Origin of the sequence: Nocardiopsis sp. LOL_012, assembly GCF_048060475.1 — a bacterium.
Lineage (GTDB): Bacteria > Actinomycetota > Actinomycetes > Streptosporangiales > Streptosporangiaceae > Nocardiopsis.
Genome location: NZ_JBHMIV010000024.1, coordinates 1 through 12,451, shown reverse-complemented (window position 1 = coordinate 12,451; position 12,451 = coordinate 1). Strand labels below are relative to the sequence as shown.

The window sequence follows — 12,451 nt, the reverse complement described above, 5'->3', positions numbered from 1 at the left end:
CCAGGGTGCTGAGAATTTCATGGCCGAGATGGCCGGTGATGCCGACGACCGCTATTCGGCGAGCGGTGCCGGAGTGTATTCTGGGGGTTGGGCATGGTGAACCATAGTAGAGATGGTTTCTCACCTGTCAATATTTTTGGAAGGCCCCATGTTCGGACCGGGTGTCTCGGTGCCCCCGTTCCCGGCCTGGGTGCGGTGAGGGTTGACGTCGTGTGAGGCGATGCTCTATATCTTCTGGATGCCCAGTTTCCCCAGCTCTTCCCCGTCCGGCCGGGGTGGCTTAACGCCCTTACTATGACCGGATTCCCAGGATTCCCTCGGGTGGGGGTTGCTCCTGTTCATCCGAATGAATACGCAGATCCGGACCGGTGCGGAAGAGAGAAGAGATGCCGGAAGTGAATCACGAAAAACGCGCGCTCGGCGCCGTCTTCATCACGGTCTTCGTGGACATGATCGGCTTCGGGATGGTCGTCCCGATCCTGCCCACGTACGCCCGTGAGTTCGACGCCTCCCCGGGGACGATCGGTGTGCTCGTCGCGAGCTACTCGCTGGCCCAACTGCTGCTGGCGCCGGTCGTGGGGCGCGCCTCGGACCGCTGGGGCCGCGGCCCCGTCATCGCCGCCACCGCGGCGGGCGGCCTGGTCGCCTACCTGGTCATGGGCCTGGCCGGATCGCTGATCGCGGTGTTCGCCGGACGGATCCTCTCCGGGGCGTGCGCCGCGAGCACCGCCGCCGCCCAAGGCGTCGTCGCCGACACCCTGCCCGCCGAGCGCCGGGCGGGCGGCATGGCGGTCGTCGGCGCTGGGATCGGCCTGGGCATCGTGCTCGGTCCCGGGATCGCCTCGCTGCTCGTGGCGCTGGGCGACGACCGCTGGCCCTTCTTCGCCGCCGCCCTCCTGTGCGCCGCCAACATCGTCTGGGCCCTGGCCGCACTGCCGCGCGGGGGAAGGGCACCGCGTCCCGCCATGCGGTGGGCGCAGGTCCGCGCCCTGCCCGGCCTGCTGCCCCTGCTCGCCCTCTCCGGGACGGTCCTGGTGGGCTTCTCCCTCATCGACTCCCAGTTCCCGCTCTTCACCGCCGACCGCCTGGGGTTCGGCGCCGTGGAGAACGGGCTGCTGTTCATGTACGTCGGGGTCCTCATCGTCCTCGTCCAGCTCACCGCCACCCGCTGGCTCTCCCGCAGGGTCGGGGAGCTCACCCTCATGTCCGCCGGCGCGCTGCTCCTCGCCCTGGGCGCGGGCCTCGTCCCCCTGTCCCAGGACTGGTGGCACGTGGCCCTGCCCGCCGCGCTCGTGGCCGCGGGAAACGCCACCAACGCCCCCACCACCATGGCGGCCCTCTCCCGGGTGACGCCCCAGGACCGGCAGGGCGAGGTCTTCGGCGTGTCGCAGTCCGTCAACGCCGGGGCCCGGGTCCTCGGGCCGGTCGCCGGCGGCTGGCTCTTCCAGCAGTTCGCGCCGTCGGCCCCCTACCTGGCCGCGGCCCTCGTACTGGCGCTCGTCGCGGCGGCCACCTGGGCGCTGCGCGGGCGGTCGCGGTCCTGGTGGAGCACCGGGGAGGAGGCCCCCGCGCGGGTGTGAGGCCGCGGCGGCGCGCTCCCGTGGCGGGTGCGCGCGCCAGGCGCTACACTCGTCGCCATGCGAACCACGGACACCCGAACCACCCAGTGGTGGCGCCGCACCTAGGCGGCGCATCCGTTTCGTATACCCGAACCAGCGACCGCCCCGGACCGGCGGTCGTTCTCTCTTTCACGGCCCCGGCCCGGTCGACCACCGACGACAGCCAGCGCCTTCAAGGAACCGCCGTGAACCCCAGCGACGCGCAAGTCTCCACCTACCGCACCCAGGGCGGCGTGACCGTCCGCCGTACCGCCGCCGACTGCGACCCCGAGGTGCTCACCGGCCTCGTCCGCTCGGTCGAGTCACGGCGCGGCGGCGTCCTCTCCTCCGGGATGGAGTACCCCGGCCGCTACGACCGCTGGCACCTGGGGTACGTGGACCCGTGCCTGGAGCTGGCCGCGCGCGGCCGCCGGGTCACCGCCACCGCCCTCAACGCCCGCGGCCGGGTCCTGCTGCCCCTGGTGGGCCAGGCGCTGGCCGCCGTCGGAGCCCCGCTGGAGCAGGGGCCCGACCACGTGGCCCTCACCGTCCCCGAACCCGACCCGGACGCGTTCTTCACCGAGGAGGAGCGCAGCCGCCGCCCCAGCGTCTTCACCGCGTTGCGCGCCGTCGTCGCGGCCATGGCCGCTCCCGAGGACGGCGTCCTGGGCCTGTACGGCGCGTTCGGCTACGACCTGGCCTTCCAGTTCGAACCCATCGACCAGCACATCGACCGCGACCCCGGGGACCGCGACCTGGTCCTGCACCTGCCCGACGCGATCGTGGTGCGCGACCGCAAGCGCGAGACGTGCGTTCGCTACACCTACGAGTTCACCGTGCCCGCCGACGGCGACCGGGCCGAGGCCACGACCGAGGGCCTGGAGCGCGCCACCGAGCCCACCCCTCCGGTGGTCGCCGCGCACGTGCCCGAGGGTCCCCGGCCCGGCTCGTACGCCGAGGTGGTCGCCGAGGCCAAGGAGAGGTTCCGCCGCGGCGACCTGTTCGAGGTGGTGCCCGGCCACCGCACCTACGCCCGCTGCTCCTCCCCGGCCCGCTTCTACGAACTGCTGCGCGAGCGCAACCCCGCCCCCTACGAGTTCTTCTTCAACCTGGGCGGCGGCGAGTACCTGGTCGGCGCCTCCCCGGAGATGTTCGTGCGGGTCACCGGGGAGCCCGGTACCGGCCAGCGCGTGGAGACCTGCCCCATCTCGGGCACCATCCGACGCGGTGAGGACGCCATCGGCGACGCCGAGAACATCCAGGAGCTGCTCTCCTCCGTCAAGGAGAAGTCCGAGCTGACCATGTGCACCGACGTGGACCGCAACGACAAGTCGCGGGTGTGCGAACCGGGCACCGTGCGCGTCATCGGCCGCCGCCAGATCGAGATGTACTCGCGCCTCATCCACACCGTCGACCACATCGAGGGCACCCTGCGGCGCGACTTCGACGCCCTGGACGCCTTCCTCAGCCACATGTGGGCCGTCACCGTCACCGGGGCGCCCAAGACGTGGGCGATGCGCTTCATCGAGCAGCACGAGACCAGCCCCCGCCGCTGGTACGGCGGTGCCGTCGGCGTGGTCAACTTCGACGGCTCCATGAACACCGGCCTCACCCTGCGCACCGCCCACATCCAGAACGGGGTGGCCGCCGTGCGGGCGGGCGCCACCCTGTTGTACGACTCCGACCCCGACGCCGAGGAGCGCGAGACCTTTCTCAAGGCGCGCGCCCTGCTGGAGACCCTCGAACTGGGGGAGCGGGCCGAGGCGTCCCGCGACGGTTCGGCCGACTATGCATCCGCCGCGTCCGAGGTCCAGCGGCCCGGCGAGGGCATGCGGGTGCTGCTGGTCGACCACGAGGACTCCTTCGTCAACACCCTCGCCGACTACGTGCGCCGCCACGGCGCGGAGGTCACCACGGTCCGCTACGGGTTCGACCCCGCCCTGCTCGACCGCTTCGCGCCCGACCTGGTGGTGCTCTCGCCCGGCCCGGGACTGCCCGCCGACTTCGCGATGTCGGCGCTGCTGGACGAACTCGCCGCGCGCCGCCTGCCGGTGTTCGGCGTGTGCCTGGGGCTGCAGGGGATGGTCGAGCACGCCGGAGGCACGCTGCGGACCCTGGACGAGCCCGTCCACGGCAAGCCCGGCCAGGTGAGGCTGGTGGGCGCCGCCGCCGGGGAGGGCGGGACGCTGCTGGGCGGCACCGGGGAGGACGGTGCGTTCCCCGCCGCCCGCTACCACTCCACCTACGCGCTGCCCGACGGGGTGAAGAACTTCGAGGTCACGGCGGTCCTGGACGGCGACCACCCGGTGGTGATGGGGATCGAGGACACCGCGGCCCGGTGGTACGCGGTGCAGTTCCACCCGGAGTCCATCCTCACCGCGCCGGTGGGGGAGGGCATCGTCGCCCGGGTGCTGGAGCTCGCCCGGAGTTGACGCAGGTCACGAGCTTGTGGGCGCGTGTTCTGGGGATAGGGCCGAGCACGCGCCCGCAGGGCGTGTAACCTCGGGGAAGGCCAGTCGGCCCAGCCCCGCATGCACTCCCGTGGCCGAAACCCCCAGGCCGCGGCCTCGTGGCGTGCCCGAGGGCTGGGAGCCATGAGGAGAGGGTGCTGTGAAGAAGGTTGAGCCGCAGGTACGCCTGGTATCGCGTCCGCAGGTGGACTACGACATGATCGCCGACTACCTGCGGGAGGTCGGCGGCCAGGCGTGGCTGGAGCGCTTCGACCGCGGGGAGCTGGACGCCCACCTGGGCGACGCGCAGAACCTCGCCGAGTTCGCGGGGCGGCTGTGCTACCGCTCCTGGGAGCCGGGGCTGAACCCGAACGTGACACGGGTGCGCAAGGACCAGGACGCCTACCTGGGCAACCTGCTGGCCAGCCTGCACGGGTCCGTGCTGGAGCACGTCAGCTTCAGCTTTGTACTGCACAACGTATCAAGAGTGCTGACCCATGAGATCATTCGGCACCGCCCCGGGGTGGCGGTCTCGCAGGAGTCGCTGCGCTTCGTCCGCCTGACCGACCTCCCGTTCTGGTTCCCCGAGTGGGCGGAGGAGGACCCCGAGCTCATGAAGCGCGCCACCGAGATGCTGGAGCGCATGGAGGAGTTCCAGTTCTGGATGGCCGAGCACTTCGGGCTCGACGAGCAGGGCGTGAAGTTCGCGGAGAAGAAGCACAAGACCTCGTTCATGCGCCGCTTCGCCCCCGAGGGCGTGGCCACCGGCCTGGTGTGGACCGCCAACGTGCGCACCCTGCGCCACACCCTGGAGGCGCGCACCGCGCCGGGCGCCGAGGAGGAGATCCGCCTGCTCTTCCACCGCATCGGGGAGGTCCTCAAGGAGGAGGCGCCCGCGCTGTTCGGCGACTACGAGGTGGAGGACGGCGCCTGGGTGCCCCGCTGGCGCAAGGTCTGAGCCCCGTCGCGCACGTGAACCGCCCACACCGCAACCCTCCGGTCGGGCGGTCCGCGTGTGTCGGTGCCCTCCGTTAGGTTCGGTCACCGGACGGCGAACGGAGCACGGCGATCGGGGAGTGAGTGGTATGGGCGGCACCGAGCGGCGCGTCGACCGGGCGAGCAGGCTGGTCCGGGCCTCCGCCGCCGCGGTCTACGCGGCGATGACCGAGCGGAAGGCGTTGGAGGCGTGGCTGCCCCCCGAAGGCATGACCGGGCACATCGACCGGTTCGCCCCCCGGCCCGGCGGCGGTTACCGGATGGTGCTCACCTACCCCGGGTCCCAGGCCGGGCGGGGCAAGAGCACCGAGGACAGCGACGTCGCCGAGACCGGGTTCGCCGAACTGGTCCCGGGGGAGCGGGTGGTGCAGCGGGTGGACTTCGACGCGGAGGACCCGGCGTTCGCGGGCACGATGACGATGGTCTGGAGCCTCACCCCGCAGCGGGAGGGGACGCTGGTGGAGGTGGCGGCGACCGGTGTGCCCGAGGGGATCGACCACGCGGTCCACGAGCAGGCGCTCGCCTCCTCCCTGGCCAACCTCGCCGCCCACGTGGAGGGGTGAGGCGCCGCATCAGGGCTCGGAGCCGAGGGCGCGTAGGCGCTCGGCGACCTCGTCCGCACGGGGATCGCCGTGGTCGTGCAGGTAGTCCAGGGCGGCGCGCAGCGCCTCACCAGCCCGGCCGGGGTCACCCGTCGCGGCGAGGGCCCCGCCCATGCCGATCAGGGCGACCGCCCGGCTGTCCTCGTCGCCGTGCTCCTCGAACACGGCGATGGCGCTCCGGTAGACCCCGACCGCTTCCTCGGCCCGGCCCAGGTCCGTGAGGGCACGGCCGAGCGTGCACCGGGCCCAGGCCGTGCTCCAGTCCGCGCCGATACGGTCGAACACGTCGACGGCGCTCGCGCAGTCGGTGAGGGCGCGCTCCGGGTCGCCGGAGTCGGCGGCGAAGTCGGCCAGGCTGAGCAGGGCCATCGCCTCCCCGCGCCGTTCCCTGGAGGAGCGGAACACCTCCAGTGCCCGTCCCACGTGTGCCTCGGCTGCTCCGTCCCGCTGTCCGTGTTCCCAGAGCACCACGCCGAGCTGGCGCTGGGTGAACCCCTCGATCCAGGGGTCACCGGTGGCCGTGTTGGCTTCGAGTGCCGCCCGGTACGCGGCGATCGCCGCGTCGAGGTCGCCGAGGAGCCACTGGGCGTCGCCCAGCCCCAGGCGGTTGCGGGCCAGCCCGAAGGCGTCGCCCGCCCGCTGGGCGGCCTGGACGCCGAGCCGGTGCATGTCACGCCACTCATGCCAGTGCCGGTGCAGCTCGAACAGGGGGTAGACGCTCGCGGGAAGCCGCCAGGCCGTACCGTCGTCGCCCAGGTCGAAGGCGGTGCGCTGGGCGGTGAGCAGGTTGGCGCGCTCGTCCTCGAACCAGTCCCGCGCCTCCGCCGCGGTCGCGAACTCGGGGAGCGGGGAGCCCTCGTCTTCGCCCTCCACGGTGGGGAAGTGCGGGTGCTCCGCACGCTGGGCCCGTGCCGCCGCCCGGGTGTACCACCGCGCGGCGCGCAGGACGGCACGGTCGCCTTCCCCTGGTTCCCCGTCCTCCCGGGCCTGTTCCACGGCGTAGAGCCGCACCAGGTCGTGCAGCCGGTAGCGGTCGCCGCGCACACGTTCCACCAGGTGGGCGCGGGTGAGGCGGTCCAGGAGGCGGCGTGCCTGCGTGGGGGCGGCTCCGGTCAGCGCGGCGGCGGCCGGGGTGGAGAACTCCGGGCCGGGGTGCAGGCCCAGAAGGCGGAAGAAACGCGCGGCTTCCGCGTCGAGGATTCGGTACGAAGCGGCCATGACGGCGCGCAGGTCGCTCAACTCGTCCTCCTCCGAGAGCGCGTCCAGACGGGATTCCTCACGGTCCAACTCGTGGACGAGATCGCTCAGGCCGGAATCGGGCCGGTCGGCGAGGCGCTCTGCCGCCACTCGCAGAGCCAGCGGTAGGTGGGCACAGTGTTCGGCGAGTTGGCGAGCCAGGTACGGATCGGTATCCACACGCGGTCCGAGGGCGTGCCTGAGCAAGGAGAGGGAGTCGGCCGCTGGGAGCACGCTCAGTGAGAACCGTCGTGCACCGTCACGCGCGATGAGACCGGAGAGCGTGCTACGGCTGGTGACGAGCACCATGTTGCCAGGAGAGGCGGGCAGCAGTGGCCGTACCTGGTCGGCGTTGAGTGCGTCCTCGACGAGGATCAGGAAACGTTTGCCATCGAGGAGAGAGCGGTAGAGCGCCGACCGGCCGTCGAGATCCACCGGTATGTGCTCAGGCGGCACTCGCAAGGCTCGAAGCAGGGTGCCGAGTGCCTGGGATACCTCGGTGCGTATGCCCGGGGTGTGTCCGTGTAGATGGACGTACAGATCACCATCGGTGAAGTGCTTTCGGGCACCACGCGCCCAGTGCAGAGCAAGAGCTGTTTTGCCCACACCTGGTGGACCCGCCAGCGCAGCGACAGCGACGGAATCCTGAGCTGAGGCGAAGAGCGTGTCCAGAGCCTTCAGATGCTCGGTACGGTCCACGAATCCTGTTGCGCCCATGGGCAGCTGTCGTGGAACCGGTGCTGGGTCCCAGCTCCTCTGGTTGATGTGTACATCGCCCTGGACGACGCCTGCCTGTACTACGGTCCCGGCGGAACCGTCGAAGGTGTTGGCCGTTCCGCCGATGTCAGAGGAGGTCACAGTGGCCGCATATCGTCGTCGAAGCGCTTCTGGTATTTGCTGAAGGGGATGGACGCGTGCAGGGCCCGGTCGCGAACCACGTTGGCCTCGACAACCTGGTCAGGATCGGTCACGAGTTCGGGTGTGAGCATTCGTCCGTCGAGGTCGTAGCTCATGAGTACGAGCTGATGGGAATCGAAGAGCCAGTAATCGGTGTGAGGGATGCCTTCCGGCCAGGACCCTTCGGTAACTGGCAGGATGTTGACATCCTCCCCGGCTTTGACATTGGCCCGGTAGGCCCAGACTGATTCGAAGCGCACGTAGTCCGTCAAGGGCTCTGTCACCACATGAACGCGACGGAAGCGGCGATCGCCGCTGACCAGGCGAACCCACTCCTCATGTGCTGAGTTGGTGACCGAGCCGCCGTCATTGAGGAAGCGGCGGAACGCCTCTTCCTCGTAGCCGACGTCGTACACCTGGAGGGTCTCCAGACGGAAGGCCGTGTACCGGCACTCTTCGAAGAGTCGGTCGAACTCGCTCTCGCTGAGAGGGCGCGCTGTGCTCCCTGAGGCCATCATGCCTGCCGCTGTCGGTAGAGTTCGGCCGCCTTGAGGACGACCTCGGGTGAGATGCGGACGGCGGTCTCGCCCGGTAGTGGGTTCTGCAATTTCGCCAGGGTGTCGTTGTCCAGAGCTGTGCCCTGAACGACGAACTCACCCGTGTCATTGAGGTAGACGGACGGGCATCCTTTGCCGCCTGATTTGTCGTCCTTGGCCAGCAACTCCAGTTCCATGACGCTCCGATCGGACATCGCAGAGGGTGGTACCGGCGATCCGAAGCTAACACGAAAGCCTTGTGCCGTAGGGCTTATGGCCACTTACGGACTATCCATCCATGTATCTTTGTCGTATCCGTTCCACTTCGTCCCCATCGCCCTCATGCGACGCGCGTACGATCCGTTTGATGTCTGCGGCGGCCAGTGCGCCCTGGAGGTTGTGGTGGGTCTCCTTGAGAGCGTCGGGGCCCTTTTCCTCACGCATGCTCTCCAGCCCATCACGTATCACGGGTTCAGGGGGAGAGCCTGACGGGTGGCTTCTCCTCATCATGGTGCGTCTTTCCCATCAGGAACTGAGCTGTCACACGCGCGTGCCCCGCCGCGCCGTGGAGTCCCAGCATCCAGTACCCGATGGTCATTGGCTGAGTAGGGCGCCGCAGCCCACGGGGCTGCGGCGCCGATCGGTTCAGCGTCGGTGTTCGGCCGGGCTCACCGTCCGCACACGTCGTCGGCGGCGACCCGGGGACGGGGGAGGGCCTGGCCGGTGGTGCGGAGCGGCTCCGGCCGGGGCGATGGCCAGGCCAGGCTGAAGTAGACGCAGGGGCCGCCGCTCCGGGTGCGCTCGACGCCCCACGTGTGGGCGAGGCTCTCGACGAGGAACAGGCCGCGCCCCCGCTCGGCGTCGGGTTCGGCGGGCACGACCTCCAGGTGCGGGATGTCCGGACCGCTGGTCGCGCGGACCGCGACGTGCAGGCCGTGCGCGTGCAGGAACACCGAGACGAGGAGGCCCCCGCCCGTGCGTCCCGAGGGGGCGTGCAGCAGGGCGTTCGTGGCGATCTCGCTGAGGATCAGCAGGGCGTCGTGGCGGGGAGTCTCGGGAACCCGTCCCAGGTCCAGCCGCTGCCGCAGCCAGTGGCGGGCCTCGCCGACCGAGGTCAGCGCGGCCGGGAAGCGGCCCAGGAAGCGCCGCGTCCCGGGGTCGCTCAGAGGGGAGTGGGCGGGGGTACTACGCTCGTTCACAGGTCCTCACCTGGTCTCTTCAGGTTGTGGGCTCAGGCCCTGCCCGGGTGTGTCCGCACCCGGGCAGGGCCGTTTTCACGTTCACCATCCCCACCTACGGAGGGAAGCATAGGATGAGCGAACAGTAAGATCATGCTTGCATGGATCATTCGGCTGATCAAGAGAATCAAAGGATTATCCAAACTTTAGTCGAGGTGGAGCCTGAGATGGAGCACCGTCTGCCCTACAGCCCGAGTGTGCGAAGGCGGCGCTTGTCGGCCGAGCTGAGGCGGTTGCGGGAGAGCTGTGGCATGACCGCCGCGCAGGCTGCGGGGCGAGCAGGCTGGCCGCAGAGCAAGGTCACCAAGATCGAACTCGGCGAGCGGAAGAACGTCACCGTCCAGGACCTGGCTGTGCTCTGTGAGGTCTATGGGGTGCACGATCCCAAGGTTCGTGAGGCTTTGGAAAAGCTGGCCAGGGATGCCAAACAGCGGGGCTGGTGGAGTAAGTACAAGGACGTCTTCACAGACCTGCTTCCGGACTTCGAGACGGAAGCGCGAATAATTCGGACATATGAGTGCCAAGTCGTGCCAGGGCTGCTCCAGCTACCCGAGTACATCGAGGCGGTGTTCAGAGGCGGCCAAGTGCACGAGCCTGACGTCATCGAACGCGCGGTGGCCGCGCGACTGCGCAGGCAGGAGATTCTCAACCGCTTCGACCCGCCTGAGCTGTGGGCGGTGCTGGATGAAGCAGCGCTCCGCCGCCGGATCGGTGGCCCCGAGGTCATGCGGAAGCAGCTTCAGCACCTCATCCACATGGCCGCTCGGCACAACATCACGATCCAAGTCGTGCCTTTTGGTGCCGGTGAACACGCGGCGCTCGTGGGCTCGTTCGTGATCCTGGACTTCCCTGCGGCGCTTGATCCCAGTTTGGCCTACGCTGAGACCTATACCGCAAGCTTGATGATGGAGACAACGGCAGAGCTGACGCGCTACAACGCTGTCTTCGGACACCTGCAAGGCTCCGCCTTGAGCGCTGCCGAGTCGGTCAAGCTCCTGGAGACGGTGATGTCGCAGTTGGAGTGAGGTATTCGTGCTCAGAGATCTGGTCTTCCGTAAGTCGTCCTACAGCGGCGCGGCCAACAACTGCGTCGAAGTGGCGGGTTGGCGGAAGAGCAGCTACAGCGGCGGTGGCAAGGAGTGCGTCGAGGTGGCGGAAACCGAGTTCCGTTCTCTCGTACGCGACTCCAAGCGGCCCGACCTGGGACACCTGACCTTCGCCTCGGGGGAGTGGAGCACCTTCGTCTCCTCCCTCAAGAACCCCTCCGCCCACTCCTGACCCCAGACGCCCGAGCCCCGAGAGTCGCGCTCTCGGGGCTCGACGTGTGTCCGGCTCTGGGCCACGGCCGTGAACCTTTCCGTCCCCGCCTCCGACTGTCGGGGTGAGAGGCGGCACGGAAACAGGGAGGTGCGGTGAGCGGCGACGAACGGCGTGACGGTCTGCTGGTGGTGCGCTGCCAGCTCGGCGAGCGCGAGGCGTTCCGCGAACTGGTGGAGCGCTGGCACGCCCCGCTGTGGCGCTACCTGCGCAGCGTGGCCGACTCCTCGGACCTCGCCGACGACCTCGCCCAGGAGGCGTGGGTGGCCGTGCTGCGCGGCCTGCCGCGTCTGCGCCGACCGGAACGGTTCGCCCCCTGGCTGTTCACCATCGCCCGGCGCGCGGTCACCGACCACCTGCGGCGGGCCTACCGGGATCCGCGGACCCTGGCGGAGGAGCCGGAGGACGTCGCGGCCGGAGACGACCCGTTCGGCGGCGTGCTCACCGCGATGCAGGTCGAGGCCGGTCTCAGCGGGCTGCCACCCCTGGAACGGGAGGTGCTGGTCCTGTTCCACCTCCAGGACCTGCCGCTGGCCGACTGTGCCGAGATCCTCGGCGTGCCGCCCGGAACGGTCAAGAGCAGGCTGCACCGCGCCCGCCGCATGCTGCGCGGCGTCCTTGTCGAGAGGGGATACCAGTCATGAACGAGCAGAACCCGGTGGAGCGGCGCGAGGTACCCGGCGAACTCCGGAACGCGCTCGCCTCAGAGGTCTCGCTGGGCTCCCGGATGCGGCACGTGGCCGTGGGGCTGGCGGGCGGGTGCGGGGCGGCCCTGATCGCGGTGCTGTGGGCCACCGAACCGGGGACGCTCCCCGCGCGGACCCAGGCCGCCTTCGCCGCGCTGATCGCTATCGGGCTGGCCTGGGCCGCCTTCGCCGCCTGGGTGCTGAGCAGGCGGCGGCCCATGTTCGCCCGGGACCGGGTCCTGGGCTCGGGGCTCGCCCTGGCGGCCACCTCGGCGACCGCCGTGGCCGGGACGGCGCTGGCGGCGGCGCGCGCCACCCCAGCCGGCGCGCTGACCGTCGCCCTGGCCGGGGCCGTCCTCATCGCGGCGGCGGGACTCCTCCTGGCGCGGGCGCGGGCACGCCGCCGGGAACTGCTGCGGCTGCGCGACGCGCTGCGAGACGACACCGCCCGACCGGCTCCGGAATCCGTCCACACCTTTGAGGAGCTCGCCATGAACGACAAGACCGACAGGAACCTCCCCCTGGGACCGCTGGCCCTCGCCCTGCGCCTGCGCGGCGCGAGCGGACGCACCGTCCTCCTGCTCGCCGTGCTGCTGGGCGCGGCGCTGCTGGCCGGGGCCGCTCTGCTGCTGACCTGAGCTTCCACCCCGAATAGAACTCGATTCGGTGGCGTTTCGGTCTCCGTTCGATGAACGAAGCGATCGCATTCCCCGGTGATTACGCCGATTGCGGTGGGTGTGAGCCGTGTTACGTTCACGGCGCGCGCCGACTGAGGAGCGCTCAGTCAACCCCCCAGATCCCCGGGCGGGACCCGCTACCGCCCGGGGGCCGCACCCCCCCGAGGAGCCACCGTGCGCCTTCGACCCCCCACCCACCGCACACGGCCGGGGCCCGG

At 70.2% G+C, this 12,451-nt stretch carries 12 protein-coding genes; 8 read left to right on the top strand and 4 right to left on the bottom strand.

All coding sequences use genetic code 11. From position 1 onward, the window contains the following. Positions 1–386: 386 nt before the first annotated feature. The 4 genes from ACFHWE_RS16005 to ACFHWE_RS15990 all read left to right on the top strand — a co-directional run bounded on the left by ACFHWE_RS16005 (position 387) and on the right by ACFHWE_RS15990 (position 5,607). The gene (locus ACFHWE_RS16005) at positions 387–1,580 is read left to right on the top strand and encodes an MFS transporter (protein ID WP_416602443.1); all 1,194 of its coding nucleotides are present in this window, start codon (positions 387–389) and stop codon (positions 1,578–1,580) included. Positions 1,581–1,804: 224 nt separating this feature from the next. After that, positions 1,805–4,030, top strand: coding sequence for an anthranilate synthase component I (locus tag ACFHWE_RS16000; RefSeq protein WP_416602442.1), 2,226 nt, complete (start codon positions 1,805–1,807; stop codon positions 4,028–4,030). A gap of 178 nt (positions 4,031–4,208) precedes the next feature. After that, positions 4,209–5,006: an FAD-dependent thymidylate synthase gene (gene thyX, locus ACFHWE_RS15995; protein ID WP_416602441.1), complete on the top strand. Its 798-nt coding sequence runs from the start codon at positions 4,209–4,211 to the stop codon at positions 5,004–5,006. A gap of 127 nt (positions 5,007–5,133) precedes the next feature. Continuing rightward, positions 5,134–5,607, top strand: coding sequence for an SRPBCC domain-containing protein (locus ACFHWE_RS15990; RefSeq protein WP_416602440.1), 474 nt, complete (start codon positions 5,134–5,136; stop codon positions 5,605–5,607). Between the two features lie 9 nt (positions 5,608–5,616). On the opposite strand, the gene ACFHWE_RS15985 is transcribed toward ACFHWE_RS15990, so the two are convergent. The 4 genes from ACFHWE_RS15985 to ACFHWE_RS15970 all read right to left on the bottom strand — a co-directional run bounded on the left by ACFHWE_RS15985 (position 5,617) and on the right by ACFHWE_RS15970 (position 9,514). After that, positions 5,617–7,740, bottom strand: a complete 2,124-nt coding sequence (locus ACFHWE_RS15985; RefSeq protein ID WP_416602439.1) for an ATP-binding protein — start codon at positions 7,738–7,740, stop codon at positions 5,617–5,619. Continuing rightward, complete coding sequence (locus ACFHWE_RS15980) at positions 7,737–8,294, bottom strand: DUF6879 family protein (RefSeq protein ID WP_416602481.1); 558 nt, start codon at positions 8,292–8,294, stop codon at positions 7,737–7,739. The genes ACFHWE_RS15985 and ACFHWE_RS15980 overlap by 4 nt, the downstream gene beginning before the upstream one ends. After that, complete coding sequence (locus tag ACFHWE_RS15975) at positions 8,294–8,512, bottom strand: hypothetical protein (protein ID WP_416602438.1); 219 nt, start codon at positions 8,510–8,512, stop codon at positions 8,294–8,296. Before ACFHWE_RS15975 ends, ACFHWE_RS15980 begins: the two co-directional genes overlap by 1 nt. A gap of 471 nt (positions 8,513–8,983) precedes the next feature. Beyond that, positions 8,984–9,514: an ATP-binding protein gene (locus ACFHWE_RS15970; protein ID WP_416602437.1), complete on the bottom strand. Its 531-nt coding sequence runs from the start codon at positions 9,512–9,514 to the stop codon at positions 8,984–8,986. Between the two features lie 206 nt (positions 9,515–9,720). On the opposite strand from ACFHWE_RS15970, the gene ACFHWE_RS15965 reads away from it, so the two are divergent. The 4 genes from ACFHWE_RS15965 to ACFHWE_RS15950 all read left to right on the top strand — a co-directional run bounded on the left by ACFHWE_RS15965 (position 9,721) and on the right by ACFHWE_RS15950 (position 12,194). Further along, complete coding sequence (locus ACFHWE_RS15965; protein WP_416602436.1) at positions 9,721–10,578, top strand: helix-turn-helix domain-containing protein; 858 nt, start codon at positions 9,721–9,723, stop codon at positions 10,576–10,578. A gap of 7 nt (positions 10,579–10,585) precedes the next feature. Then, positions 10,586–10,831: a DUF397 domain-containing protein gene (locus ACFHWE_RS15960; RefSeq protein WP_416602435.1), complete on the top strand. Its 246-nt coding sequence runs from the start codon at positions 10,586–10,588 to the stop codon at positions 10,829–10,831. Positions 10,832–10,965: 134 nt separating this feature from the next. Beyond that, positions 10,966–11,514 (top strand): RNA polymerase sigma factor, encoded by a 549-nt coding sequence (locus ACFHWE_RS15955; RefSeq protein ID WP_416602434.1) that lies wholly within the window; start codon positions 10,966–10,968, stop codon positions 11,512–11,514. Beyond that, on the top strand, positions 11,511–12,194 hold the full coding sequence (locus tag ACFHWE_RS15950; protein ID WP_416602433.1) for a transmembrane transport protein: 684 nt from the start codon (positions 11,511–11,513) through the stop codon (positions 12,192–12,194). Before ACFHWE_RS15955 ends, ACFHWE_RS15950 begins: the two co-directional genes overlap by 4 nt. Positions 12,195–12,451 lie beyond the last annotated feature (257 nt).

Excerpts from the sequence above, each read along its gene's own strand:
- ACFHWE_RS16005 (WP_416602443.1), top strand. The coding sequence starts at position 387 with ATGCCGGAAGTGAATCACGAAAAACGCGCGCTCGGCGCCGTCTTCATC.
- ACFHWE_RS15990 (WP_416602440.1), top strand. The coding sequence starts at position 5,134 with ATGGGCGGCACCGAGCGGCGCGTCGACCGGGCGAGCAGGCTGGTCCGG.
- ACFHWE_RS15980 (WP_416602481.1), bottom strand. The coding sequence starts at position 8,294 with ATGGCCTCAGGGAGCACAGCGCGCCCTCTCAGCGAGAGCGAGTTCGAC.
- ACFHWE_RS15975 (WP_416602438.1), bottom strand. The coding sequence starts at position 8,512 with ATGGAACTGGAGTTGCTGGCCAAGGACGACAAATCAGGCGGCAAAGGA.
- ACFHWE_RS15965 (WP_416602436.1), top strand. The coding sequence starts at position 9,721 with ATGGAGCACCGTCTGCCCTACAGCCCGAGTGTGCGAAGGCGGCGCTTG.
- ACFHWE_RS15950 (WP_416602433.1), top strand. The coding sequence starts at position 11,511 with ATGAACGAGCAGAACCCGGTGGAGCGGCGCGAGGTACCCGGCGAACTC.